Annotated in this window: 20 protein-coding genes, 1 pseudogene and 1 riboswitch; of the genes and pseudogenes, 6 read left to right on the top strand and 15 right to left on the bottom strand. The window is 59.6% G+C overall.

From position 1 onward, the window contains the following. Window positions 1-51: 51 nt before the first annotated feature. From OU26_RS07385 to OU26_RS07355, 7 genes are all read right to left on the bottom strand, one after another. Window positions 52-1065, bottom strand: a complete 1014-nt coding sequence (locus OU26_RS07385; protein WP_026646954.1) for a glycosyltransferase family 2 protein — start codon at window positions 1063-1065, stop codon at window positions 52-54. A 211-nt stretch (window positions 1066-1276) separates the two neighbouring features. Next, a complete protein-coding gene (locus tag OU26_RS07380; protein ID WP_026646955.1) occupies window positions 1277-1582 on the bottom strand; it encodes a YhbY family RNA-binding protein in 306 nt (101 codons plus the stop codon). Window positions 1583-1645: 63 nt separating this feature from the next. After that, complete coding sequence (locus tag OU26_RS07375) at window positions 1646-3001, bottom strand: metal-dependent hydrolase family protein (RefSeq protein ID WP_026646956.1); 1356 nt, start codon at window positions 2999-3001, stop codon at window positions 1646-1648. 126 nt (window positions 3002-3127) lie between these two features. Then, the gene (locus tag OU26_RS07370) at window positions 3128-5428 is read right to left on the bottom strand and encodes an energy-coupling factor transporter ATPase (RefSeq protein WP_026646957.1); all 2301 of its coding nucleotides are present in this window, start codon (window positions 5426-5428) and stop codon (window positions 3128-3130) included. 90 nt (window positions 5429-5518) lie between these two features. Next, complete coding sequence (locus OU26_RS07365) at window positions 5519-6133, bottom strand: ECF transporter S component (protein WP_026646958.1); 615 nt, start codon at window positions 6131-6133, stop codon at window positions 5519-5521. A 5-nt stretch (window positions 6134-6138) separates the two neighbouring features. Beyond that, window positions 6139-6291: riboswitch (FMN riboswitch) on the bottom strand. 125 nt (window positions 6292-6416) lie between these two features. Further along, window positions 6417-10223, bottom strand: a complete 3807-nt coding sequence (locus OU26_RS07360) for a DEAD/DEAH box helicase (RefSeq protein ID WP_237743741.1) — start codon at window positions 10221-10223, stop codon at window positions 6417-6419. A 118-nt stretch (window positions 10224-10341) separates the two neighbouring features. Beyond that, on the bottom strand, window positions 10342-11769 hold the full coding sequence (locus OU26_RS07355; protein ID WP_026646960.1) for a C1 family peptidase: 1428 nt from the start codon (window positions 11767-11769) through the stop codon (window positions 10342-10344). 139 nt (window positions 11770-11908) lie between these two features. Between OU26_RS07355 and OU26_RS07350 the strand changes: the two genes are divergently transcribed. Then, window positions 11909-12889 carry a GmrSD restriction endonuclease domain-containing protein gene (locus tag OU26_RS07350; RefSeq protein WP_026646961.1) on the top strand — a complete coding sequence of 327 codons (981 nt, stop codon included), beginning with the start codon at window positions 11909-11911 and terminating at the stop codon, window positions 12887-12889. A 124-nt stretch (window positions 12890-13013) separates the two neighbouring features. Here OU26_RS07350 and OU26_RS07345 read toward each other — a convergent pair whose 3' ends face one another. The 8 genes from OU26_RS07345 to OU26_RS07310 all read right to left on the bottom strand — a co-directional run bounded on the left by OU26_RS07345 (window position 13014) and on the right by OU26_RS07310 (window position 20902). Beyond that, on the bottom strand, window positions 13014-14696 hold the full coding sequence (locus OU26_RS07345) for a serine/threonine protein kinase (RefSeq protein ID WP_026646962.1): 1683 nt from the start codon (window positions 14694-14696) through the stop codon (window positions 13014-13016). A 137-nt stretch (window positions 14697-14833) separates the two neighbouring features. Then, the gene (locus OU26_RS07340) at window positions 14834-15259 is read right to left on the bottom strand and encodes an XRE family transcriptional regulator (protein ID WP_420312130.1); all 426 of its coding nucleotides are present in this window, start codon (window positions 15257-15259) and stop codon (window positions 14834-14836) included. Window positions 15260-15378: 119 nt separating this feature from the next. Continuing rightward, complete coding sequence (locus OU26_RS07335; RefSeq protein WP_026646964.1) at window positions 15379-16371, bottom strand: D-2-hydroxyacid dehydrogenase; 993 nt, start codon at window positions 16369-16371, stop codon at window positions 15379-15381. A gap of 90 nt (window positions 16372-16461) precedes the next feature. After that, the gene (gene dtd / locus OU26_RS07330; protein ID WP_026646965.1) at window positions 16462-16941 is read right to left on the bottom strand and encodes a D-aminoacyl-tRNA deacylase; all 480 of its coding nucleotides are present in this window, start codon (window positions 16939-16941) and stop codon (window positions 16462-16464) included. A 33-nt stretch (window positions 16942-16974) separates the two neighbouring features. Further along, a complete protein-coding gene (locus OU26_RS07325; RefSeq protein WP_051592986.1) occupies window positions 16975-17646 on the bottom strand; it encodes a hypothetical protein in 672 nt (223 codons plus the stop codon). A gap of 113 nt (window positions 17647-17759) precedes the next feature. Beyond that, window positions 17760-19067 carry a proline-rich domain-containing protein gene (locus OU26_RS09720; RefSeq protein WP_026646967.1) on the bottom strand — a complete coding sequence of 436 codons (1308 nt, stop codon included), beginning with the start codon at window positions 19065-19067 and terminating at the stop codon, window positions 17760-17762. Continuing rightward, window positions 19064-19618: a hypothetical protein gene (locus tag OU26_RS07315; protein WP_026646968.1), complete on the bottom strand. Its 555-nt coding sequence runs from the start codon at window positions 19616-19618 to the stop codon at window positions 19064-19066. Before OU26_RS07315 ends, OU26_RS09720 begins: the two co-directional genes overlap by 4 nt. 240 nt (window positions 19619-19858) lie before the next feature. Next, complete coding sequence (locus OU26_RS07310) at window positions 19859-20902, bottom strand: LacI family DNA-binding transcriptional regulator (protein ID WP_026646969.1); 1044 nt, start codon at window positions 20900-20902, stop codon at window positions 19859-19861. Window positions 20903-21147: 245 nt separating this feature from the next. Between OU26_RS07310 and OU26_RS09530 the strand changes: the two are divergent. From OU26_RS09530 to OU26_RS07285, 5 genes and pseudogenes are all read left to right on the top strand, one after another. After that, a pseudogene (locus OU26_RS09530) lies at window positions 21148-22922 on the top strand (glycoside hydrolase family 13 protein). 53 nt (window positions 22923-22975) lie between these two features. After that, on the top strand, window positions 22976-24343 hold the full coding sequence (locus tag OU26_RS07300) for an ABC transporter substrate-binding protein (RefSeq protein ID WP_011743336.1): 1368 nt from the start codon (window positions 22976-22978) through the stop codon (window positions 24341-24343). 118 nt (window positions 24344-24461) lie between these two features. Further along, window positions 24462-24926, top strand: a complete 465-nt coding sequence (locus tag OU26_RS07295) for a D-aminoacyl-tRNA deacylase (protein ID WP_026646970.1) — start codon at window positions 24462-24464, stop codon at window positions 24924-24926. A 193-nt stretch (window positions 24927-25119) separates the two neighbouring features. Then, complete coding sequence (locus tag OU26_RS07290; protein WP_026646971.1) at window positions 25120-25380, top strand: type II toxin-antitoxin system RelB/DinJ family antitoxin; 261 nt, start codon at window positions 25120-25122, stop codon at window positions 25378-25380. Next, window positions 25373-25654: a type II toxin-antitoxin system RelE/ParE family toxin gene (locus tag OU26_RS07285; RefSeq protein WP_026646972.1), complete on the top strand. Its 282-nt coding sequence runs from the start codon at window positions 25373-25375 to the stop codon at window positions 25652-25654. Before OU26_RS07290 ends, OU26_RS07285 begins: the two co-directional genes overlap by 8 nt. Window positions 25655-25964 lie beyond the last annotated feature (310 nt).

Genomic DNA, 25964 nt, shown 5'->3' with positions numbered 1-25964 from the left:
TGCCGGTGACTTCATCGACACGGGACGAACGAATGGAAACGATCCGGCGGATCACTTCAGCGGAGGCATCGGACGCCAGTCCGGATCATGCAACAGCTTGCGCGAATCCCACCAGCCCTTGGCGATCTGCACGATGCCAGTCCTGAAATGCTCACGATCCACCATCGTCAGGCGGATCAGCTCCTTCGCCGCAGTCAACAATGTGCCCAGTCCGAACAGCAGCGGACGATAGTCGCCATACGTCATGAAATAGCGAGCCATGTAGCCGCGGTTGCGCATGATGTGGTAACGGTTCATGTCGGACGTGGAGTTGAGCTGGCGCACGCCGGCGATGTCCCAGTTGCCGATCTCGCGCGTGCGGCGCAGCACCACGTCGGGCACCACGATCGGGTTGGTGACCTTGCTGGCACGATAGCCGTACATCGTGTCGTCCCAGTAGATGAAGAAGCGGGGATCCGGCAAGCCAATCTTCTCTACGATGTTGCGGCGGAACAGGCCGCCCTCGAAACACAGCGTGTCCATGACACGGTAGCCTGCGGGGCCGAATGCGGACGGGGCAATCGGATTCGGGATGCCGAGTGGAACGATGAAATCGTACTGCCAGTAGAACGGGCCGCCGTCGTAGTCGTAACGGCTACCCTGGATCACGTCATGGCGGTCGGTCCACTTGGCGAGGCGTTCGATGCCCTCCGGCATGACGGCGACGTCGTCGTCCATGACCCAGAACCATTCGGCGCCCAGCTCGTAGGCCTTCTTCACACCTGCGGAGAATCCGCCGGCTCCGCCGAGATTCTCGGTCTGCGGCGCGTAGACCACGCGGCTTTCGTTGCCGGACTGGTCGGCCACAGTGGAACCCCACCGTCCGGTGATTTTGGTGCGGAATTCCTCGACCATGCCACGGGTCTGTTCGGAATGCTCGTTGTCCACAATGACGATGCGCCATGGGGCGACGGTGAGCTTCTCGATGGATTCGAACAGGGTGGCGAGCAGCTGTTGACGCTTGTAGGTCACCACGACGATAGCCAGCTTCTCGATGGTCTTCTTCGCAACATGCTTTTCAGTCATGCGTTCCATTCTTGCACCCGCCCTCAACCATGGATGCCATTCCCTTCGCCCACGCTGTGGAATGCCATCCGACTCGTCGAGCTCGACGAAACCCCCTACGAAAAATGACGTCCCGTGATATGAAAATGTCGTTTCGCGTAAAGAACCACTGCGGCTCCCATACGAAACGACATTTCCAAGGTCGTATGCGCGACCAGCCGTCGCCTGTCGACTATTCGCGCACCAGACGGATATGCTCCACGTCGTCTCGCTTGGAACGGCGGTAAAGCACGAAACGGTTTCCGATGACCTGGACGAGTTCTGCGCCGAGCCTTTCGGCAAGCTCCTCGCCGGCCTCCTTGGCCGTCAGACCGGAGCCGTCAAGCACGGAGCACTTGATGAGCTCACGCTTTTCGATGGTCTCGTCCGCCTGCTTGACGGCGTTCTCGCTCAGGTCGTTCTTGCCGACCTGGATGAGCGGATTGAGCTTGGTGGCCAGGCCGCGCAGCTGCTTGACCTGCTTCTTGGTAAGTGCCATGTTCTTCCATTCCTATCTGTAAGTACCCGCCCCAGCCTAGCGTGAGGACGGTAAAACATGCCTTCACTCCTCGCGCCGCATCGCCTCGTCAAGCAGACGGTCGATGTCGTCGAAACGCTTCGGCGCGGGATGCCACACGGGATGTCCGCCGGCGACGACCAATTTCGGATGCGCCAAAGTGGACAGGTCGTCCAGCGGATTCGAGTCCAGCACCATCATGTCGGCGTACTTGCCTTCATCCAGCGAGCCGGTGATGCCGGATACGTTGAGGATCCTCGCATTCGTCCGGGTGGCTGCCCGCACCGCTTCGGCGGGCGTGAATCCAGCGTATTTGACCAGTAACGCCAGTTCTCGCCAAGTATTGTACTGTGTGACGAACGTCATGGCCGTGTCCGTGCCGACACCCACCAACACGCCGGCCTCATGCGCGGCGCGGGCGCCGGCAAGCATCCCGTCGACCACGGTCCTCGAATTCTCGGCTTGGATTTCGGTGATGCCGGTCACGTCGCGACCGAACGCATGTAGAGGGAATCCGGCGGAAATCGTCGGAATCAACGCCGAATATCCACGCAGCGCGTTCGGATTGTGTTTGAACGATTCGATCAGCGCATCATCGAGCCTGCTGCCATGTTCGATGGTGTCCACGCCGGCGGCCAACGCCCTGCGCACGCCTTCCGCGCTTTGCGCATGCGCGGCGACGAGGATGCCGGCGTCATGCGCCTCATCGCAGATGGCGCGCATCTGCTCGACTGTCATTTGCGGAGCGCCGGCCTCACCCAGCACCTGCGAATCGGTGACACCTCCAGTCGCCGCGATCTTCACCGCGTTCACGCCATTGGCGATGTTGCGGCGGGTGTTTGCGCGCATGTCCTGGGGCGCCTCCCCCTCCAATGCGATCAGCGGGGCTCCATGTCCATCCGGAATGGCCAGCAGCGGTCCCGAAGCGAGGATGTGCGGGCCTACCTCCTCGCCGGCGGCGATGTCATCACGCAACGCCACCGCCTCGTAGGCAATGTCGCCCAAGGTGCGGATGGTGGTGACGCCGGATTCCAGCAGCGTGCGCACACTGTTTTTCGCCGTGGCCGCCACATATGGCTTGCCGACCGGCGAATGCACGATGGCCGCGGTGATGCGCTGGCCTTTTGGCGTGGCCATTTTCGGATTGAGGGGACGTCCTTGCGAGAACAGGTGCGTATGCGCGTTGATTAGTCCCGGCATCACGTATTTTCCGGTGCCGTCAAGGACATGGTATTCATTCGGCACCGGCACGTCGGCACTCGGTGCCACGGTTTCGATGCGTCCATGCGCGCCGACGAGAATCATCATATCCGGCAGCAGGGTACCGCGTTCGTCTCCCGTGACCAGATTAATGTGCACCAATGCGAACGGTTCGATGGTTTTGGATATTCTTGACGTCATCGTCGGCTCCTTGTTTTCCGTCGGCATATCTGCCGGCTTCCAGCTTAAACCGTCAGGGGCGAACGACGCCACCGGGACACGTGAAGACACCAATGCGGACACACACGTCCCGGCTGCCCGGCTGGGTCACATCAGCGCGCCCAATGCCGTCAACACCACAAGATACGCGATGACGACGCAGCATGCGATGACATCGCCGCGGCGCATGCGCATGACCCGCCAATGCGTGCGGGCCATACCCTCCTCGTAGCATCGCGCATCCAACGCGAGACTCAGATTGTCGGCATGACGGATCGCGCCGGCGAACACGGGCACGACAATCGCCGCCAGCGCCTTGACACGATTCGCGAACGATCCGGTTTCGATGCCTCCGCCTCGCGCCGCCTGCGCGTCGATGACGGACTTCGCCTCCATGCCGAGCGTCGGCAGGAATCTCAGGGCGAGACTCATCACCAATGCGGTCTCCTGCGCATGCATGCCCAATCTGGCGAATGGCGAAAGCAATGATTCGAACGCGTCGGTCATGGCCGTCGGCGTGGTGGAATCAAGGAAGATCGCGCCGATGACGATGACCACGGCGAACCTGCACGCATATAGCACCGCGATGCGCATGCCGTCGTCGGTGATAGGAATCGGTCCGATATTCGTCACGACGTTTCCTGTGCGCACGAAGAAGACATTGAGCAGGCCGCAGAAGACGAACATCGCCAGAAACACGTGCACCGAGGCGATGAGACGGCCTACATCGATGCGTCCCGTCACAACGACCGCGCCGATGAGGATCACGGCGAGCAGCAGCTGCCAAAACGAACCTATAGCGAATGCGGAGAACATGAGAGCCAATGCGGACAGCATGCCCACGCGCGGGTCGAGGCGTTCCAGCCAGGTCCGCCGTTCGACCGCGTCGCGCGTTCCGTCGTCCATCCTGTCCTGGCCTGTGGAAGATTCCGTTCCCATTGCCGCCGAACCGGTGGACGGCACTGCCGTGGACTCCCCCAGTATGATGGTCCGATCGGCGATTTCATTCACCTCCTCCTGCGAGTGGGAGATGACCAGCATGGTCACGCCGCGCGATTTGAGCTCGTGGATGAGACCATGCACACGTGCGATGGCCTCCTCGTCGAGTCCGGCGGTCGGCTCGTCCAGCACCAGCACCTTCGGCTCGCAGGCGATCACGCCGGCGATCGCCACCAGACGTTGCTGGCCGCCCGACAGATCGAACGGGGAACGATCGCGCAGATGCTCGATATGCAGCAGTCTCATGGCCTGCATGGCCCGGTCGGCGGCTTCGGACGCCTCCAACCCCTGATTGGAGGGGCCGTACGCCACGTCTTCGGCCACGGTCTCGGCGAACAGTTGACGCTCCGGATGCTGCATGACATAGCCGACCGTGCGCCGCAGCTTCGCACGGTTCCTGCGGCTGAGCGTTTTCACCGTGCCGTTGCGTTTCGTTGCGGACACGGCGATGCCGTCGATCGCGATCGATCCTGATTTCGGTTTCGTCAACGCGCACAGCAGACGTGCCAACGTGGTTTTGCCGGCGCCGTTATGCCCCATCAGCGCCACGGTCTCGCCTTTGCCGATGGAGAACGACAGGTGGTCGAACACGTCGTGTTCGGCACCCGCGTGACGATACGACAGATCTTTCACGTCGATGATTGTCTCGCCTCGTGGCTCCAGGACGCGTTTGGGCAGGCCGACGGAGCGTATCGGCAGGCGCAGGCTTTCCCCGGCCGGCCCGTCTCCCACGATATGGCCGGATTCCAATCGGATCACGAGATCCGCATGGTCGAGCTCATCCTCATGGTGGGTAACGAGGATGACGGTGGTTCCCCGTTCCTGCAATTCGTCCAGCACGCGCATGATGTCGGCGCGGCCTGACGGATCAAGCATGGCGGTCGGCTCATCCAGCACCAGCACCTCGGAGTTCATGGCAAGCATGCCTGCGATGGCGACGCGCTGCTGCTGACCACCGCTCATACGCGTCGGATCGGAAGCCCGGGAATCCCCCATATCCACCGCGTCCAATGAGCCGGCGATACGTTTGCCTATCTCGTCATGCGCGACCGCGAGGTTCTCCGGGCCGAAGGCCACATCGTCCTCCGTGACCGTGGTGACGATCTGATCCTCGGGATTCTGGAACACGGCGCCGATGCCGCGCCGCGCCGCGCGGTAGGCTTGGGCATGCGCTCCGGCATCGTCGAACACCGCGTTGCCCAGCAATGTGACATGTCCTTCGTCGGGTGCTGTCAATCCCGCGATCACCCGCGACAACGTGGTCTTGCCCGACCCGTTCGGTCCGGTCAGGCAGATGCGTTCGCCGCGTCGGATGTCGAGGCTGACTCCGTCGAGCGCCCAAGTGGCGCCACCATCGTAGGTGAAGCGCACATCGCGTAGTTTCACGATCGGCGTATTGATCGAATCCATGGAGGTCTTCCTTCCCGAAACGGCTGGAGGAACCTTCCGGCGGATGCGGAAGGTTCCTCCATGCTCATTCCATTCGATGTCGAACGGGGCTCAACGGTTCAGCAGGTTGGAGACCGGCTTGTAGATCAGAAACGTGACCACGCCGTGTATGCTGAATTTCAGCGCGTTGAACGGCAGCAAGGCCGGTACGATAAGCGCCACCACCTGGGCGGTGGTCATGTGCGCGTAGAACGGCGTGACGATGACGTTGCCGACGATGGCCAGGACCAACGCCGCCACGGCGCCGACGATGATGCCAATCAACGCTCCTTTGCGGGTCCTGTTCCTTCTGTAGATGAGCGACGCCGGAACGGACAGCCCCAATGCCACGAGCACGGCCATCAGCGTTCCCCACGGATTGGTGAACAGGTGCGGCATGAATCCAAGCACGCTGACGATGACCGCGGCCGCCGGTCCGAAAGCGAAGCCCGCGACGAGGCTCACGATGCCGGATGGGTCGTATTTGAGCCACTGCACGCCCGGAATGATAGGAAATTCGATGAAGCTGACGGCCATGGACAGCGCCACGAACAGCGCGTACATGGCGATGCGCTTGGTGGACCAGCGTCCGGAATCGGCGACTCCTGTGGAATGGGCGTTGTCCGGGCGGGACAGCGGCTTGCCGGCTTGGTCGGATGCTGTATTGGTAGGAGAGGATACACTCATGTTGAGCTCCGTTTCTTCCATCCGGACTGTAACCGTTGGCTCCGGATTTTCACCGGATCAGCCGCTTTCGCGGGTCGCGGGCTTCGGCATGGGACCGTTATGGATGCCGGTCGTGCCGTTACCGCCAGTAAGGAATTTCACCTTCCCTGAAACTTGCCTGTCCATATATACGCCCACCCTGCGATATTCGCAAGCCGTCGGACGGTTTCGTCCTACGATTCGAAACGGGAGGGATGTCGTGCGCGTCTGTCGCGAAGCGCGCCCGTCATGCTCCCGCCGCATGTTACGACAGCAGGCCGAGCAGATCGTCCTTGCCGAGCGTTCCGATGCCTCCGGAGGCGGTTCCGTCGGTGAATTGCTGCGCCAATTCGGTTTTCTTCTCCTGCAGTTTCAGAATGCGTTCCTCGATGGTGTCCTTGGCGACGATTTGATACACGTTCACATCCTGCGTCTGGCCGATGCGGTGCGCACGGTCGGTGGCCTGGTTCTGCGCGGCCGCGTTCCACCACGGGTCGGCGTGCACCACCACGGAGGCGCCCACCAGATTCAACCCGGTGTTGCCCGCCTTGAGCGAGATGAGGAACACGGGCACGTCGTTGCCGTTGAATTCGTCGACCAGCTCGACACGGCGCTTCTTCGGCGTCTCGCCGGTGATCGTGTAATAGTCCACGCCCTGTTCGGCGAGCCTGACGCCGATGAGTTCGAGGAACGAGGTGAACTGCGAGAACACGAGCACCTTCCTGCCTTCGTCCATGCATGTGGCCACGAGTTCCGCGATGGCGTCGAGTTTGGCGGAGGCGTTCTTCGCGTCTGCGTAGACCAGCCGTGGATCGCAGCATATCTCGCGCAGCAGCGTGAATTCGGCGAGGATACGGATCTTCTTGGTGTTGAAGTCGGCATCGGCGGTTTTGGTGAGCGTGGCCCGCAACCGCTGCTCGTGTGCGGCGTAGAGTTTGCGCTGCTCGCCTTCCAACTTGACGGTGATCACGTTCTCGAATTTGTCAGGCAGGTCGGTGAGCACGTCCTTCTTCAGACGCCGTTTGATGAACAATCCGACCAGTGCCTGCAGCTTGTCCGCCATGACGGAATGCTCAGGTCCGGGCGCCATGATCGGCTGCTCGTACTTCTCGCGGAATTTCGCGTATGTGCCGAGCAGTCCCGGCATGAGGAAGTCGAAGATGCTCCACAGTTCGCTCAACCGGTTCTCGATCGGCGTTCCGGTCAACGCGAAGCGATGGTCGGCCGGTACCCGTTTGACGGCCTTCGCCAGTTTCGTGGCGTGGTTCTTGATGTACTGGGCCTCGTCGAGGGCCATCATCGCGAAATGGCAGGCAGCATAGTCGTCCACGTCCCGTCTCAGCAGGTCGTAGGATGTGATGACCACGTCGGCGCCGTCGTATGGCGTGCCGCTGTCCGTATCATCATGCCCCTTCTTGGATCGCGATGACACTGATGCGATGGCCTTGCGCCGCTGCGCCTTCGTGCCGGCGACGACTTCGACCATGAGATCGCCTGCGAATTTCTCGCATTCCGCGGCCCAGTTGTAGACGAGCGACGCCGGGCAGACGATCAGCGCGGGACCACGTCCCTTGCGCGCTTCGACGAGCGACAGCAACTGCACGGATTTGCCCAGACCCATCTCATCGGCGAGGATGCCTCCGAAGCCCTTGTCCCACAAGGTGGACAGCCATTGGAAACCTTCCACCTGGTATGGGCGGAGCACGTTCTTGAGTCGTTCAGGTACTTCATATCGTTTCGGGTCGATGATCTTCACATCGTTGACGTAATCCACGAACGAGGGGCTCTTGTCCTCGTCGCCCACTTGGGAGTCCAGCAGGAAGGCCTGGTATCCGGGAATTCTGATGGTTCCGGAGTCAAGCGTTTCCTCGTCGAGGTCAAGATCCGTGGCCACTTGGTCGAGTTCACGCAGGTCGGCTTCCTTCAGATCCACGAACGTGCCGTTTTTGAGCCTGTGGTAGCGGCGCTTCCTGCGATAGGAATCCAGCAGCGCGCCGACTTCGTTCATCGGGACTTCGTCGGCGATCGGCGAGATCTCCACGAGGTTTGAATCGATGGACAGTCCCACTTTCACGCTTGGTGGATTCGGCTGCATCATACCGTCGAATGCGGCCGTGGAGAACACCTGGCCGACCGATCTGAGAATGTCGACGCCGTCGGTGAGCATGAGCAGAATCGCCTGCTCGTCTTCCTCCTTGATACGTGCCACGTCGACGGAACTCCACGTCGGGCACAGCTGTCGCACCACCTGCACGGCGAACGATTCGCGCGACGGATCGCGTTTGACCCGCGATGCCATCGAACGTGAATCGGGGTTGATGACGCCGCGCAGCTCCTTGGCAGTCGGCACCAGCTGAAAGACGAAATCGCCGTATCTCGCCACCGCCTCGCAGGTGATGCCGTACAGGTCCCGATCCAGATAGAATTCGATCTGGCAGTCGGCGCCGACTGCATCGGCCACCTCCTGCGGAATGTCGAATCCGATGCTGGCTTCGGTGAGTTTCGGCACGATGGTCCGGACAAACATGGGCCAGTCGTTTTCGGAGATGAACACGCCGTCAGGGTCTCCGGAGCACAGATCGGGCAGCACCCGCAATGCGGGGCGCAGTTTGCCGGTGCATCTGAACAATCCGTCGATGCTCACCTTGTCCGAATCCGCGTGGTCGTCAAGCCGTTCGTGGCTCAGAATGTAGAAGCCTGCGCGCCCTTGAATCACATCTTCGATGACACGGTTCGAGGTGATGCGCACTCCGGATGCCGTGCCCTCACGCACATAGGAGGCGTTCAGCATGATGTCGGGGTCGCCGTCGATGATGTCGAGGCCGAACGGCTCTCCTCCCTCATTGACCAGTTGGATATGGCTCGGACCTGATTTTCTGGCCTGTTCGGCGTCTTCGACGAGTAGTCGCCTCAATCCTTGGGTGTCCGACTCGCGCAGGAGCGCGCGTGTCTTCGTTTCACGTTCCTCGTATTCGTCTCGTGTCACCGCACGGAACAGATCAAGCAGATCGCAGACCTCCCAATCGGTGAGGATGAGCTCGCGATCGACGCGCACCGTTCCGCCGTAATAGTATCCGTTCTGGAGCTGCGCGGCCGCACGGGAGTCGATCACCTGCTGCAGGAAGCGGAACAGTTTCAGGGAGAACGGGTCGAGCATGCCCGGCGTGTGGGTGAACGCAAGTTTCTTGCCGTATGATTCGTATCTTCCGATCCGCATGTCGGATACGAAATTCGAGATGCTTTTGAGCACGTAGCCGACGTCGGCGCAGCCGATATGCAGCGACAGGCATACAGAATCATGAACGAAGGCCAGCGTGGGATCGAGATGCACGCTTCCCGGCATGACGTCAACCGGTGAATTCGTCCTGCGTTTCACTCCGGGGGCCACGCCTTGTCCGGAAACGCCGCGCTGTTCGGCGATCAGCCGGCTTTTCGCGTCGACGATCCGTTTGAGAACCTTGAGTTGGGCGCCCTCTCCGGCATTGCCGTTGCTCGCGTCGAGAGAGCACATAGCATCGGCGAGATCGCGGGGCGTGGCAGCGGCCGCATGGAAACCTTGGAATCGTTCTGGCTGCTGCAGGAAAAGCAGCAGCACGGCGGCGACATGCTTGCACATGCCTGTGTAACGGCGGCTGTCGGAACGGGCGGGGACGTCATCGTCGGCCACGTGGCCGTAGGTCGCACCGGAGCCGAAATCGTCATAATCGTCGACGTAGTCGTAATCGTCATCGTCATCGAAACTGCGGTATTTCGGACTGTTGTGGTAGTCGAAGGTCCGACGGGTGCCGTATCCGTGCTGGGATCCGTCGAACGCGGGGCACGAGCAGTATCGCGCCAGGAACAGCCTATCACCGAGGTCGATCGTGGCCTGCACCTCATACCGGCTGGACGGCGAGGTGGTGCCGCGCACGCTGGCATGCAGGGTGATGCGGTCGGAGGAGCCATCGGTCAGGCAATGCAGGTCGGACATTTTGGAACGCCATTGGTTGACTATGCCACGAGCGCGCTGCAGCACCGGCTGTCCGCATTCGCTGCGCAATTCGTCGGAAAGCCATGCCAGAGTGTCCGTCACCTGAACCCCAATCGTTCGCACATTTGTTCTTATGCCACTGTACCAGCCCAGAGGAACAGCGAAGCCGTGGCCTGAATCCGGACCACGGCTTCGCGGAACATGTGTCGGAGACTTCGCGTCAGCGGCAACGCTTGGTCAGCGGCTGCCACGGGTCGAGCTCCACGGGCTCGGTGGTCAGCAAAGCGCGGGTGGCGTCATCGAGGTATTCCTTACGGATGATGATCTCGGTCACGTAGCGGTCGAACCATGCGTCGGATGCCACATAGTAGCCGTCCACGCCGTTGTCCTTGCCCCAGCTATTCTCCACCTTCCAGCGGTTCGGCTTGCCCTGTTCGTCAAGGTTCACGCCGGTGATGGTCATGGCATGGTTGCTCGGGCTGTCGCCGTATTCGAGGCCGTGCGCCTTGTCGAAATCGAAATCGGTGCCGAACAGCTGATCGACGCGCACGCTGTCGCAATCGAAATAGCCGGCGGAACGTAACGCGAACTGGGTGCAGTCGCAGGCGAACCAGATCGGATGGCCGGCGCTGATCTGGTCGACAGCAGCCTTCTTGAACACGTCGAGCGGCACGTTGACGAACTCCATATCCTCTGCTTCGGCCACGTTTGCGGTGTAACGGATGCGATAACGCATGTTGAATGGACGGGATGCCATCGGTACGTTGCACAACGTCACCAAATCATCGACGTCGACAGGCACATATTTTTTGTAGAATTCCATCGGCGTGATGCCAGTCTCGCGAATCTGCCTGCGCTCATCCTTGCCGGTCTTCGGCTTGTCGGACTTGTCTTCGGAGGCCTTCTCGGCGTTTTTCCTTTCATCTTTCTTGTCGTCATCGCTCACGCGCGCCAAGAAATCGAACTTCTCCGGCGGCTCGCCCAATGCGATCGCACACATGCGGTACACAGTGGACATGTCGTCTTCCTTGACCAACCGCAACTCGTCAATCGAAGCTCCAGCGGCATGACGTTCACGCAGGTCCGCGGTAAATTGGCGCAGCCTGCTGTTGAGATACTGTTTGAACGCGTCGGAATCCTTGGAATTGGCGGATTCCGGATAAGCGCTCTTCGGCACGAGACCATACTTGTCGACGAGCGTGGCAAACATCTGCCACCAACCACCGTCATCGGCCGGACCGTAGTTGATCTCCTGGAACAGACGGCTGTCGGTCGGTTCGTCGAGCGTGGCGAGCACGTTCTCAAGATACGTGTTGGATTTCTCCATCGCATCCCAGAAGAACAGGTAGGTTTCGGAGAATTCAAAGTCGTCGAGCCCCCATTTATGCATGAGCTCATAACGCAGGGTATTGAGAGCCGCGAACATCCAGCAACGACCGGAACGGCGTTGATTGGTGATGGAACCTTGCTTCAGTTCGATGGAGAAGTCACGAGGCAGGGAACGCTGCCCTTTGTAGTCGGTGGCGGCTTCGAGCACGCCCGCGGAGACCGCCGCGTTGGCGGCCACGAGATTGGCGCGATCCGCATTGAAATCCTTGGCGTACCGCGTGAGAAGTTCTGGTTTGATTGCCTTGTTGTTGTTTGTCATACGCCCGATTCTCGCCGCAAGCCTTGACCATGGCGGAAACACCTTTCAACGCGCAGGCGATTCAACCGGGATCAAAGGGATATTCTGGAAGAACTGGAGGGTTTGAGATAAGGAGCATACCATGCGACGACATGGAACGATGACGACCATACTGTCCGGATTGTTGGCCGCGAGCCTGTTGGTCGGACTGCCGGTCGGCTCGGCGTTCGCCGACGAGCCGACCGATGGCACCGGCGCGGGACAGTCCGCTACCGAGGTACTGGATACACTGGAAGTCAAGGGACGCGCCCCTAAGACGGGATACAAGCGCACGCAGTTCGGCAAGGCTTGGGCGGATGTGGATCATAACGGCTGCGACACCCGCAACGACATCCTCAATCGCGACCTGACCAGCGTGAAATACAAGTGGTTCACCCATAAGTGTGTGGTGAAGTCCGGCACACTGCATGACCCGTACACCGGCAAGGACATCAAGTTCAAGAAGGGCAAGAAGACCTCCACGGCCGTGCAGATCGACCACGTGGTGGCGTTGAGCGACGCCTGGCAGAAGGGCGCGCAGAAACTCAGCAAGACGAAGCGCACCGAGCTGGCGAACGATCCGTACAATCTGCTGGCCGTGCAGGGGCGCGCCAACCAGAAGAAATCCGATGGTGATGCCGCTACATGGCTGCCGTCCAACAAGAGTTTCCGTTGCGAGTATGCGGCACGTCAGATCGGAGTGAAGCACAAGTATTCGCTGTGGGTCACCAAGGCGGAGAAGAAGGCCATGGCCAAGATACTGTCCTCCTGCCCGACGCAAACCGTCCCCGATTACACGGGAGTGGGGAATCCTACGGCCGAAAAGACCACAGAAGAGCCGGACCAAGCCGAACAGCAGACTGAACAGCAGACTGAACAACCAGCCGAGCAGGAGCAGCAGCCGACCGAGCAGACGCAGACCCAGTCTCCGGCTCCAGCCCCCACCCCTGAACCGACGCCAGCCCCGCAACCGCAGCAGCAGAGCGTCTACTACCAGAACTGCACGGCCGCCCGCGAGGCGGGAGCTGCGCCGATCTATCAGGGGCAGCCCGGATACCGTTCCCAGTTGGACCGCGACCATGACGGAGTGGCCTGCGAATAGCCAATGCAGGCCGTTGGAGCACGAAGGTGTCGGATGGTTTTCCATCCGACACCTTTTTCATAACGGCATGCGATTCGCATGATGCGCATATGGCATGGCCGCCAAGCGCTGCGCGTCTACGACGTCACCACGGCTGCGCGTACACCTCGAACGTCGCGTATTTGGGAATCTCGTCGTTCATTTCCGTAATCGAAAAAGCTCGGGGCTCCCCCTCATCCGGCATTGGCACGAATTCCATATCCCCATACACGATCCTGCCGTTCTTGTCGCGCAGCACCAAAGCAAGCTTCACATTGCTGTATATGATTCCCGACGTGCGCGACGTCAATCGCAACTCTCCGGTGAAATTCGTGGTGTCCTCCGATTTGCTGATGTTCAGCGAATCGGAGGAAAAAGACCATTCCCCTTCAGATGTATATTGGCCCATCGAGGATTCCACCGTCTTGAATTCGACCGTGACGGGGTTTTCGCCGCCGTCTCCGGCGCTGCCTCCAACCCATACCGTTTGTCCCGCGTCAATCTGGATGACAATGCTCTTGTCGGTGAACAGGATCTTGCCGTCCTTGTCCTTGCCCACGATGGAAACCTCTGGGGCAGAAACCCCCTTATCGGCACTGGTGTTACGCAGCTCAACCGCGTAGTTCACGTATCCGTCCCGCGCGTACCATCCGCTTTCGCCGATCTCCAGCAGCTTGACGTTTTGCTGCTGGGCATCATTGTCCATCCCGGCCGATGGAACGTTCGTGTCGGACTGTTCCTGCTTTTCGGCATGCGGTTGGGACGATTCACCCGTACTTGACGACGTTCCGGAGGATTTCGGCTCCGCCGAGTCATGTCCCGGCCGTCCGATACTACCGACGCACAGGACCACAACCAGCGCGACGCATAGCAGCATCGATATAACGCCCACCACGCGCGTGGACATCGGCAAGGCGACCACCGAATCGCGCAGATGCCGCGCTGCCGTTCCAAGGCTTCCCGCGCCACGCCGTACATGGTGTCCATCCATGCCGCTTGACCGCGCCCCTTTTTGCGCAACGGGCGCTTGCGCGCGTCCCGTCAACTCGTCCATGAATTGCATGGCCGTCTGCTGTCGTGCGCTGGGTTCAAGCGCGCATGCCCGCGCGATCACGGCGCGCGTATGACCATCGACCACATCGTCGTCGTTCAGCAGACGCTCGTAATCATTGTCGGTCGGATACACGCCCGTCAGCAGATAGCCAAGCAACCGTCCAAGAGAATAGATGTCGGAACGGGAATCGGTCTGGGCGAAGCCGTATTGCTCGGCCGGCGCGAAACCCCATGTGCCGAGAATCGTCGTGTCGTGCTCCACCGGCTTCTCAGCGTGCATACGCGAGATGCCCAGATCGATGAGATGAGCCCCATCGGACGCCATGATGACATTCTTCGGCGAGATATCGCGATGCACAATGCCGTGCGCGTGCAATTCGCCGACCGCCTCGCACAATTGACCCATCACCGTGACCGCAACGTCCAACGGCATTCTGCCACGTTTCGACACCACGGATTCAAGCGATTCGCCGGCCACGTAATCGTAGATCACCACAAAGCAATCCGGCAGCTCGTAGGTGGCTTCGACGCGCGGCAGACGTGGGCTGGAACATTCACCGAGCGCCGACCAGACATTGCGGCGAGCAAGTTGAAGAGGGATTTTCTTGCGTACGAACGGCCCGGCTCCCCCGATGCCGACCAGTTCGGTGACGCCTCCGGAGCCGCGGGCGAGCACTTGGTCGACATGGTAGGCGTCATCAAGGCTCATGGCGTGCATGACCTGTTTGTCATCCATGATTTCCCCGACCTTCCGACGTTCCACGCCCCGACCGACGTCTTCGATACACGCCGGAACCATTCTCAATGATACCGTTGATGATACTGCCGGGAGCGCATCATGTCGGATGCGAACACGCGCACAAACCCCCGAACTCAGTTCGTCTGCAACAGCGGGCGCTCCCCCATACGGCACAGCTCATTGTCGGTGGCCAAACGGTCGAACGCCTTGTTGATGCACCAGATGATGATGGCGTCTCGGCGCTGCTTGCACCACAGTTCCGCCACTCCGGCGAGACGCAGCAGCCTCTGGGTCTCCCTGAGATCGCATTCGAGCCCGAAGGCGATCATGATGGCATGGTCGCGCCCCGGTTTGCTTTTGCCGGCGAAGATATCATAGACGACCGTCGCATTCACACCCGAACCACGCACCACGTCGGCGCGTTTGAGATTATGCGCCTTCATGAGCGCGAACAGATAATCGGGCAGTTCCCTTTCCACAACGGCCTGGCTGTCGAGATAGTCGGAGATGTCGGAGCTTTCCAGCAGTCGTTCGAGTAATTCTTCAGTCAGATGTTCCACGCGGTTCATCTTAGAGGACGTCCGATTCGGCCCATTCAGTTGACAACTGAAGAACTTCCGCACACCCCCGCATCATCGGTCCTCCCTTTCGGGTTTCCTTTTCCATCATCCTTATTCAGTCATCCCCTGAGCGGCATGCGGTTGTCGAGCGACTGACCGTTGGCATAGCAGCGCACATTGCCCAAGGCGATGGCGATGATGCGCCGTTCCGTGGCTTCCAAATGGTTGCCGCCCGCCACGTGTGGAGTGATCAGGCACCGTGGTTCGCGCCACAGCGGCGATTCGGCCGGCAATGGCTCCGGCTCGGTCACATCAAGCCCGGCGCCGCGGATCGCGCCGCTCGCGAGCGCTTTGGCGAGTGCTTGGTTGTCGATGGCGTCTCCTCGTCCGGCGTTGAGGATGATGGCGTTGGGTTTGAGTTTGGTGAGTCGTTGTGTGTTGAGTAGGTGGTGTGTGGCTGGGGTTGAGGGGAGGCTCATAGCGATGATGTCGGCGTATTGGAGGACGTTGTCGAGTGTTTCGATGCCGACCATGTGGTCGATGCCTGGTGTGTTGATTGTGGTGTTGCGGCGGATGCCGATGGTGGTCATGCCGGTGTTTTTGCAGAGTTGTGCGAAGTGTGATCCGATGTCTCCGGTGCCGATGCTGAGTGCGGTTTTGCCGTTGGGGCTGATGGTGCGGCCTGCGTCGTGCCATGTGGCTTGTGGGTTGTTGGCGGCGTAGATGTGGAGGTTTTTCATGATGGCCCACATCATGGCGAACATGTGTTCGGAGACGCTTTGTCCGTATGCGCCGGTGGCGTTGGTGAGCATGGAGCCGGGTTGTAGGATGCCGGGTTGTTGGTATTTGTCGACTCCGGCGCTCCAGGTTTGTAGCCATTCGAGTTTGGGGCATTGTGCGCATTGTTCGGGTGGGATGTTGCCGATGATTGCGGTGGCTTTGGTTTTGAGGTTTTCGGGGATTTCGGCTGTCCATGTCATGTTGCCGCGTTGTGTTGGGTCGCCTATGAATTCTTGTGGCGTGTTTTTGGCGGCGTGTGTGAATTGTGCGCGTTCGGTGTCGGTCAACGGTAGGCAGTTGACGATGAGTTTGTGTTCGTTCCCTGTTCCCATGCGGTTAACCCTATGTCAACGGTAGGATATGCGTTGTGTGTGTTCTGGTGTTGGTGCTGGTGGCGCGTTCTATATGCTGAACTTTGCTTTTTATATGCCGAGTTCGTCGGTGTCGAGGATGATGGTGACTGGGCCGTCGTTGGTGAGGCTTATGCGCATGTGGGCGCCGAATCGTCCTTCTTTGACGGTGAGGTTTTGGGCGCGTAGGGCGTTGTTGAGTTGGTGCCATACTTGTTCGGCGTGGTCTGGGGCGCCGGCTTTTACGAAGCTTGGGCGGTTGCCTTTGCGTATGTCCGCGTAGAGTGTGAATTGGGAGATTGATAGTATGCTGCCGTTCACATCGTGGATGGAGTGGTTCATTTTGCCGTTGTCGTCTTCGAAGACGCGTAGGTTAGTGATTTTTCGGGCGAGCCATTCCACTTGTTTTGTTCCATCCGCGTCTTCCACGCCGACGAGCAGCATGTAGCCGGCGCCGATGTGTTGCGGTTCGAATGTGGTGTCGGGTTTTCCGCTTGTTTCGTCGACCACGTCGACGGATGCCTGGCTTACTTTCTGCAGTATGATGCGCATGGCTGGCCTGTTCCTTGCTTAGTTTTCGGCTTTTCAGCCGGCGTAGTCGACGATGGCTTGCGTGACCTGTTTCAGGTAGTCGAGTGAGGTCTGCCAGTCGTCGGGCACTTCGATGGAGTGGTTGGCGCCGGCGTATGTGCGCACGTGGTCGGTGAGCAGATGCGCTTTGGCGTCGTCGTAGTAGGGGTCGGCGTCGCCGGCGCAGATCAGTGGCATCGGGCTTCCTGCCGCTCCTGGGAGAGGTGCGGGGATGATCGACTTGTGCTTGTCGAATGGCGGCGGGTTCAGTACCGGGGTGAGCAGTACGACGCGTAGGCCGAGTTTCGCGGAATGCGGGTATGAGAGTGTGGACAGTGATTTGGTGACGACCAGCAGTTGTGCTTCCTCTCCGGATTCGGCGGCGCGTTTGATCGCGGCGTCGCGCCATTCGTCCACCACGCGTTCCATGCATGCGATCATTTCCGGGAATTCGACGCTTTCCGTCAGTTTCAGGTCGAGCCGGTCCACGAACCAGCCGTTGGCCGCGAGCGCCTGCGCCGACCAGTACAGCAGCGGCCTGTCCACGGTGTAGCCGATGCCTGGCATGATGAGCACGTGTTTGCCGGTTTCGGTGTTTTTGACCCGGTTTTTGCCCCATGGGGTGACTGCGGGTGTCACGTTTTTTGTTGCCGTCGGCCGCTTGTTGTCGGTGCTGTTGCCGCCCATATCGATTCGAACCGCCTTTCCGTGCATTCCTTTTTGTCTTTTTTGCGGCGTCGGTTTTTGTGTCCGGCGTCGTTTCCGTTATGCATGTTAGGCGGCGTTGGCTACAACCGTCGTCATTCCACCTTGCATTGGTTGTTGTGGATTTTCGCGGCCATGGCGTTTGATTCGTCGTCGAAGCGGTATTGGTCTCCACGCACCATGTTCAGCTGTCCGGAGTCGGCGCCGAGGAACATGATCGCGTAACTGCTGGTCACCGCTTCGGTGCGGTCCGTGCGGCCGGACATGACGACTGGCGGCGAGGAGGTTCCGCAGCGCATGTGGATGGCGTGGTGGGCGATCTCGTGTTTTATCGTCGCCAATGCGTACGCGGTGTCCCAGTGGGATTGGTTCGAATTGGCGTATATCAGGTTCGGGGTCATGGGGCAGTACAGCGCCTGCACGTAGGTGTAGTCCTGGGGCGTACATACTTTGTCGGCGTCATAGATGTTCCAGTCGATTTCCATGCCGGCCAGTCGTGCGGCCTCTTTGGCCGCGCCGATCCAATCGTTGCCGTTGTATTGGTATTGGGCGACCTGCTGTTCGTGTTCGTCCCATGCTTTGCGCATGTTGGTTCGGGTGTCCGTGTAGACGTCGCGTTTGCCGCCTTCCTCGTCCGTGGCGACGATTTTCGCGCCTAGGCGTTCGTGCTTGTCGAATTGTTCCACGATCTGGTCCACTTGGGTTTTGCGGTAGGAGATCATGTCGTCCAGTTCCTGGATGTCGACGCTGTTGAGTTCGCTGTCCTTGGCTTTGTATTCGTCGTATGCCTGGAGCATGTGCACGTAGGCTTCGACGTATTCCCTGTTGGTTTTGTTGTAGGGCAGGTCGTTGTCCTTCAGGAAGCCTTTTTCGTCGTCCTCGACGGCCTGTTTCGTTTCTTTGGCCAGTTTGTGGATGTAGTCGATGGTGGTTTGGTAGTCCGGTCGTTCCGAGATGTTGTACCACACGTCGATGCTGCCGGCCTTGGGCTTGTTGTCGTCGATGCGTGAACCGCCGTCGGCGGTGGCTTCGTCGATTTTCTTGCTGTAGAAGATGAGGCCTCCGCCGAACAGGAGGACGACGAGTAGGACTGGTACGAGCAGGGCGCTGATGACGATTGCCACGGTTCCACCGCTGCCGATGGTTTTGCGTGGTTTGCGTGGCGGCTGGCCATATGGCAGGTTCGGCTGCATCTGCGGCATGTGGGGTGGTTCCGGCCGCCGCGGCTGACCGTATTGGCCGTATGGTTGGCCGTATTGGCCGCGTTGGGAGCTGTTGTACGGTGGCATGCCATGCTGCGGATTGCCTTGCCGGGGCGCGCCGTACCGTGGATTGCTCGGATTGTAAGGATTGTAAGGATTGCCGCCGTGCGGATTCGGATTGTACGGATTCGGAGTGCTCACAGGCTGTCGTCCTCCTCGTCGCTGCCATGCTCGTCGTGCTGCGGCGTAGCGTCCTTCGTGTCGCCGTCGCCTATCGTCTCGTCCCAATGCGCTTTCGCGTAGTCGATCTGCTGCTGCGTGAAGCCGGCTATCTTCAGCCTCATGGTGATCATCTCGTTGCCGTTGTCGTCGGCGGGATCCTCGTCCTTCAGATCGTTCAATTCCGCGTACTGCAACGCGTTGCGACCCCAGTCGACGTCGACCTGGCCCAACGCCCATGTGGCGGTCTGCTCATCGTATTCGCCCATCAGCGTGGAGCAGACCGACCACCGCGACTCGCCTTTGTGCACGTCGGTGAGCCGTTCCGCCTCCCTGACCGCCTTCTCGGAGTCGAGGCCTTCGGTGGGCTGCGCGTTCTTGATCTGGCACCATTGCGCCTGCTTCTCGCTGAGCACCTGCATGCCTTTGCTGGCCGAATTGCCCGCGATCACCGAACATGAGACGCACATGCCGACCATCAGCAGCAGGATGACGCCGAGCACAATGAACGGAACCGTTCGGCATGGGCCCATACGGCCCGTCGTTGCGCAGGTAATTCCCCATCGATTATTCCTTACGATCTGTCTTCTTCTCATTGAAGCCAATATGTTCGGATTGTACAGGATAATTGATCGGACTTTTCGCTTAAGTTGTTTTTTTCAGTTATTCCGATGTGACATCAATCGATTGACGGGCCACATGCTGAGACAGAGTACGGACTTCAATCCATCTTCCATATCATCTCGGGGGTATGGCGCGCGGTTCAACCGCCATCAGCGCGCATCCGCGGGCAGACGCACCGTGGTCCCCCGCAGCACCAGTGCTGCCTCCTGTGATTCATAGGCCGGGTTCAATGGTGTTCCGCGGAGGAGCGACAGCACTTTCCGCCCGGCGTTGCGCCCCAGTTCCAGTGGGTCCTGCCGGATGGTGGTCAGGTCGGCCACCTGCGCGATGTCGGCGTCGTCGAATCCGATGACGGAGATATCCTCGGGAACCCGCAGCCGTTGCTCGCGCAGTTCCTTGACCACTGCGATCGCCACTTGGTCCGTTTCGGCGCAGATGGCGGTCGGCATATTCGGCAGTGACAGCAGTTTGGCCACCAGTTGGGCGGCAAGGTCGCTTTTCGACAGCGTGACGCCATGCTCGTCCGCGCAGATGACCGCCGCGTCACCATCGTCGTACCCGTTCTCTTCCGCAGCTTCGAGGAACGCCTCCGTACGCTGGCTAGTGCTGTAGACCATGTCGTCAGGAATGTAGTCGCCCAGGAATGCGATGCGTGTATGCCCCAATGATCTGAGCAAACGAACCGCTTTGAACATACCGTCGAAATTGTCGATGCCGATGGCCGCGTCGCAGAACGACGCGGCGGGGATGTTGACGCCGACCGTGGGCATGTCGGTGGAGCGTAGCTCCGCGCGCGCCGTCTCGTCGAGCTGGAACGACGATATGACGATCGCGTCGGCATTGCGGTTCTTCGGCAGTTGCGCGAAGTAGCGCTCCGACTCCTTCTTATCGACGATGAACGACGGGGACACGTCATAGCCTTCCGGCCCCAGCACCTCGTACACGCCCTGCAGCACATTGGCGTTGAACCATTCGTTGAGTTTGCCGGAGCATAGCAGGATGACTCTCATGGTCTTGCCGGAGGCCAGGGAGGACGCGTTCTTCGAAAGGGTGAAGTTGAGCCGGTCCGCGGCCCGCTCGACTTTGGCGCGTGTGGCCGGGGTGACCTTGTCGACCCCGCGCAACGCGCGGGAGACCGTCGCTTGGGAGACTCCGGCAAGTTTCGCCACGTCGGCGATGGTCGCACGCGCCATGATCGCTCCTTTTGATTCATATGAAAGTTACCGCTTACATCATAGCAGAATCGTTGATTTTTCAACAAAACACGCTGAACAGGTAAGCAGATTGCCTACAATAAATGTAAGCGCTATCATTTTAATCATCAATACATCGGCCGAGGCGCCAAACCTCAGCCCCTAAACGGTAGCGTTTTCAATAGAATGAACTAATGAAAGCGCTGCCATACCCCCTCAGTACGGAGATGAAGGAAAGCATCCCGATGAGCGATGAAGCCATCAACCACCACAGCGCCGACGATCCATCACTCTGGTGGAAGCAGGCGGTCGTCTATCAGGTCTACCCGCGTTCGTTCAAAGACACAACCGGGTCGGGCCTCGGAGACATCGCAGGAGTCGCACAACAAATCCCATATCTAAAAAGACTCGGCGTGGACGCCATCTGGCTCAGCCCGTTCTATCCGTCTCAACTGGCAGACGGCGGATACGATGTGGACGACTACCGCAACGTCGACCCGAAACTCGGCACCATGGACGACTTCGACCATCTCACCAAAACCGCACATGCGGCAGGCATCAAAATAGTCGTCGACATCGTACCGAACCACTCGTCCAACCAGCATGAATGGTTCAAGGCCGCGCTTGCCGCAGGCCCCGGCTCACCGGAACGAGACCGTTATATTTTCCGTGACGGCAAAGGACCGAACGGCGACGAGCCACCCACCAACTGGATTGCCAGCTTCGGTGGATCCGCTTGGACTCGAGTGCCCGACGGACAATGGTATCTGCACATGTTTACCGTCGAACAGCCCGATTGGAATTGGAAGAATCCGGACGTGCGCGCCGATTTCATCAAGACCTTGCACTTCTGGCTCGACCATGGAGCGGACGGCTTCCGCGTGGATGTGGCGCACGGCCTGGCTAAGGATCTCGACCGTGACGATCTCGATGATTTCAAAATCATCGGAGGCGAGATGCATTGCGCCGACGGCACGCATCCGCTGTATGACAGGAACGAAGTGCACGACATCTATCGCGAATGGCGCAAGGTGTTCAACGAGTATGATCCGCCGGCATTCGCCGTCGCCGAAGCCTGGGTACCTCCGGAGCATCAATACCGGTATGCCTCGCCCGAAGAACTCGGCCAAGTGTTCAACTTCGAATTCGCCAAGAAAGACTGGATTCGCAACGACATGCACCTCGCCATCGAAGAAGGCATCGCCGCTGCGGAACGCTCCGGCTCCACCTCCACATGGGTAATGAGCAACCACGACATCCCCGCCACGTCAGCCGCTATGGGCTGCCGCAGGTGCCGGCTGCAGCCCACCACCAACTTGCCAAGGATTGGCTGCTGCGCAACGGTACCTCTTACCATGAGGATCGCGAGCTCGGCACGAAGCGTGCGCGTGCGGCCATCCTGATGGAGCTCGCGCTACCAGGTTCCGCTTATATCTACCAGGGTGAGGAGCTCGGCCTGCCAGAGGTCGCCGACATCCCGTGGGACGAGTTGGAGGATCCGACCGCGTTCAACCGCGTCCGAGACCAGATCGAAAAGGGCCGCGACGGCTGCCGCGTCCCGCTGCCTTGGAAGGCCGGGACGCCGACCTTCGGCTTCTCCCCCGCCACCAAGCATGAAGGCGCCGGCGTGGACGCGAGCCAGGCGGGCGATCCGTGCGAGAAGCCGCATCTTCCGCAACCGCAATGGTTCGCCGACTACGCCGTAGACAGGGAGGACACGGACTCCGGCTCCATGCTCAACCTATACCGCAAGGCGCTCGGACTGCGTCACGAATGGATGACGGCCGACACGACCCTGACCTGGCTCGACTGCGACCGGTCCTCCGGCAAGCCGGACGGCGCCGAGGGGCACATCGGCGGCACCATCGCCTTCCGTAGGGCCAACGGCTGGGCCAGCGTCACCAACTTCGGTGCGGAACCGGCCGAACTGCCGGCAGGCGATATCCTGCTCGTCTCCGGACCCCTCACCGACGACGGCCGTCTGCCGCAGGACACCACCGCGTGGATCGCGCTCGGCTGACCGGACCCCATCAACCGCAATTCGCATTCAACAACCAAGCAAAGGAGCACATCATGAACCGCAACATCACACGAATCGTCGCCATCGCGGCGACGCTCGCCATGGGAACATCGCTGGCGGCCTGCGGCGGCAGCAGCGCCGATTCCAGCAAGGGCCACGTGTATTTCATGAACAACAAGGCCGAGGTCGTGGACCAGTACAAGGAACTGGCCAGCATGTACACCAAGAAGACCGGCGTGCAGGTGGACATCCAGACCGGAGCCGCCGGCACGTATGACGCCACCATGAAATCCGAATTGGCCAAGGACAACGCACCAACCATGTTCAACGTCGCCGGCTTCGACCAGTTCGCCAAGTACCAGAAGTACGTCGAACCGCTGCAGGACACCGACGTGTTCAAACTGCTCAACGATACCGGCAAGGCTTATTCGTACACCATCGACGGCAATTCGTACACCCTGCCGTACGCCGCCGAATGGTACGGCATCATCTACAACAAGAAGATCATCAAGGATTATTGCGCCAAAAGTTATGCGGTGATCAAGTCCGCCGATGACATCAAGGACTACAAGACCTTGAAGCAGGTCGCCGAATCCATCGAGCAGCACAAGGACGACCTCGGCGTCGACGGCGCGTTCGCCACCCCGGGCTTGGATGCCTCCGACACGTACCGATTCGCTGCGCATATGACGCGTCTGCCGCTCTACTACGAGTATCGGGACGCGAACACCACGTTCTCGAAGACCATCAAGGGCACGTATCTCAAGAACTACAAGGACATGTTCGACCTGCAGCTCAAGACCAGCCCGACCGAGGCAAGCATGGTGAGCTCCAAGACCTACGATGACGTGACCTCCGAATTCGCGCTCGGCCAGGTGGCGTTCTACCCGAACGGCGTGTGGGCGTATTCGCAGATCAAGGGCAATGACGTGGCCGATGAGGACCTGGGCATGCTCCCCTACTACATGGGCATCAAGGGCGAGGAGGATTGCGGCCCCGTAGGAGTGTATGACGCGAGCTGGGCGGTGAACAAGAACGCCTCCGAAAAGGACAAGAAGGCCACGCTCGACTTCATCAAGTGGATGATCACCGACAACGAGGCCAAGAAGATCCTGTCCAAGGACATGGGATTCTCCGTGCCATTCACCACGTTCACCGATGACTACCAGCCGGACAATCCTCTGACCGAGGCTGCCCGAGCCTACAGCAATGACGGCAAGACCGAAGTGCGTAGCTTCACCATTCCGGATCAGCAGTGGCAGGACGACATCGCCTCCGCGCTGGTCGAATACGCACAGGGCACCGGCAAGTGGGACAAGGTGCAGAGCGCGTTCGTGGACGGCTGGTCCACCGAATGGAACAACAACGAGGAATCGCTGGGCTCCGTGCCGGAAGCGCAGAAGTTCGACGCAAAGAGCTGACGCCATCCGACTCGTGGAAAAACGGCTGGACGCCGGTAGATAACACCCCAATCTACCGGTGTCCAGCCGTTTTTTCCATGCAACGAACGTCCGATCCGCTGCCGTACACTTGGTCGTTATGAAAGTTTCCCTGCAACGCGTGTCCGAGGCGAGCGCCATCGTATTGAACGAGTTGGGCACACCGGATCCGACATTCGACATGGTGCAGATCGGGCCCGGATTGGTGCTGACCATTGAAGTGGAACCTGATGATGATGAGGGAACGCTTGCACGGATGGCGCATCGTGTGCTCACCTTGCGCTGCTTCGACGGTCCGCAAGGCCAACTGTCGTCGTCCGTTCAGGAAATGCACGGCGAGATCCTGTCGATTCCACAGCCACTCACCATACTGCGGCGTCCCGCGGTCGGCAGGCCGCAGCTGGTATCCCATGATGCCGATGACGAGCATGCGAATCTGATGTGGATTCGGTTCAACGAGGCGTTGCGCTCAGGTAATGTTCCTGTGCGTGAAGGACGGTTCGGCGCCCGCATGCGCATCGGTTCCATCGCCGACGGCCCCTTCCAATTCACTTTGCAGGAATGACCGCAACGCTTGCCAGCATGGATTCCAAAACGTCGATCGCCCTTTCCCGAAGTATGGACGCGATATTACGAACATAGAAGATCACGCCATACGGAATGCGCTCCCGTATGGCGTGATCTTGTGTATAGACAACAGCATGACATTCGCACTACAATTGCTTGTAACCGTCACCTGCATATGATGAGGAGCGACTATGAGCGACACTGCGACGATCAGTTTCCGCACGGACCCAGCGATCAAGCGAGAGGCAAAGGAACTGTATGCCGATATGGGCATGGATCTGTCAACGGCGATCAACATCTTTCTGCGCCAGTCAATCCGTGAAAACGGCATGCCTTTCAAGATCACCAGGGACAATCCAACCAGCATTGAGGCACGCCGCCAAGCGGAGAACCATAGCGGCGAATCCTTCACCAGCACGGATGCGTTGATGAAGGATCTGTTGGATGCTTAAGTCGGTTTTTCGTACAACACAGTTCAAGAAGGATTTCAAGGTTCTGCTCAAAAAGCACTATAGCCCCGATAAGCTTAGACAAGCCATTGACGCACTCATGGCTCAGAACAAGCAACTACTCAGCACAAAATACCGCGACCATCCGCTGACTGGAAATTGGAAAGGATATCGCGAAATCCATATCGAGGGTGACTGGCTTGTGATTTATCGCGTGGAGAAGCAGGAGCTGCAACTCGTGCTCACACGGACCGGGTCGCATGATGATCTGTTCTAGCGATTACCCGATTACCGACTACTTAAACAGGTCGAACAGGCTGAACGTGGTCTTCTTGTAGATGGCGTTGTACAGCTTGCGCTTGGGATGCAGCCACCCCATGCCCTTCTTGCCGTAGCCGGGGATCAGCGCCCGCTTGACCGCACGGATGGCGCGTCCCTTCGTGCGCGCGGACAGGCTCTTCTTCCAGCTGGGCTTTCACATTCCGCACTTAATGACGGCCTCTTTTCGGATGGTTACCTCACATTGTGACGCACACACGGCAAGCCGGCAAGTCGGGAGGTAGTGCCCGAAAAGTTGCGCACTTTGG

This window comes from Bifidobacterium ruminantium DSM 6489 (genome assembly GCF_000770925.1).
GTDB classification, from domain to species: domain Bacteria; phylum Actinomycetota; class Actinomycetes; order Actinomycetales; family Bifidobacteriaceae; genus Bifidobacterium; species Bifidobacterium ruminantium.
The sequence above is the reverse complement of the archived record's forward strand: the minus strand, read 5'-3'. Positions and strand labels throughout refer to the sequence as shown.

What these genes read in the sequence shown, in the direction of transcription:
- OU26_RS07385 (WP_026646954.1), bottom strand. Translation starts at nt 1,065, where the DNA reads ATGACTGAAAAGCATGTTGCGAAGAAGACCATCGAGAAGCTGGCTATC.
- OU26_RS07380 (WP_026646955.1), bottom strand. Translation starts at nt 1,582, where the DNA reads ATGGCACTTACCAAGAAGCAGGTCAAGCAGCTGCGCGGCCTGGCCACC.
- OU26_RS07375 (WP_026646956.1), bottom strand. Translation starts at nt 3,001, where the DNA reads ATGACGTCAAGAATATCCAAAACCATCGAACCGTTCGCATTGGTGCAC.
- OU26_RS07370 (WP_026646957.1), bottom strand. Translation starts at nt 5,428, where the DNA reads ATGGATTCGATCAATACGCCGATCGTGAAACTACGCGATGTGCGCTTC.
- OU26_RS07365 (WP_026646958.1), bottom strand. Translation starts at nt 6,133, where the DNA reads ATGAGTGTATCCTCTCCTACCAATACAGCATCCGACCAAGCCGGCAAG.
- OU26_RS07355 (WP_026646960.1), bottom strand. Translation starts at nt 11,769, where the DNA reads ATGACAAACAACAACAAGGCAATCAAACCAGAACTTCTCACGCGGTAC.
- OU26_RS07350 (WP_026646961.1), top strand. Translation starts at nt 11,909, where the DNA reads ATGACGACCATACTGTCCGGATTGTTGGCCGCGAGCCTGTTGGTCGGA.
- OU26_RS07345 (WP_026646962.1), bottom strand. Translation starts at nt 14,696, where the DNA reads ATGGATGACAAACAGGTCATGCACGCCATGAGCCTTGATGACGCCTAC.
- OU26_RS07335 (WP_026646964.1), bottom strand. Translation starts at nt 16,371, where the DNA reads ATGGGAACAGGGAACGAACACAAACTCATCGTCAACTGCCTACCGTTG.
- dtd (WP_026646965.1), bottom strand. Translation starts at nt 16,941, where the DNA reads ATGCGCATCATACTGCAGAAAGTAAGCCAGGCATCCGTCGACGTGGTC.
- OU26_RS07325 (WP_051592986.1), bottom strand. Translation starts at nt 17,646, where the DNA reads ATGGGCGGCAACAGCACCGACAACAAGCGGCCGACGGCAACAAAAAAC.
- OU26_RS07315 (WP_026646968.1), bottom strand. Translation starts at nt 19,618, where the DNA reads ATGGGCCCATGCCGAACGGTTCCGTTCATTGTGCTCGGCGTCATCCTG.
- OU26_RS07310 (WP_026646969.1), bottom strand. Translation starts at nt 20,902, where the DNA reads ATGGCGCGTGCGACCATCGCCGACGTGGCGAAACTTGCCGGAGTCTCC.
- OU26_RS07300 (WP_011743336.1), top strand. Translation starts at nt 22,976, where the DNA reads ATGAACCGCAACATCACACGAATCGTCGCCATCGCGGCGACGCTCGCC.
- OU26_RS07295 (WP_026646970.1), top strand. Translation starts at nt 24,462, where the DNA reads ATGAAAGTTTCCCTGCAACGCGTGTCCGAGGCGAGCGCCATCGTATTG.
- OU26_RS07290 (WP_026646971.1), top strand. Translation starts at nt 25,120, where the DNA reads ATGAGCGACACTGCGACGATCAGTTTCCGCACGGACCCAGCGATCAAG.
- OU26_RS07285 (WP_026646972.1), top strand. Translation starts at nt 25,373, where the DNA reads ATGCTTAAGTCGGTTTTTCGTACAACACAGTTCAAGAAGGATTTCAAG.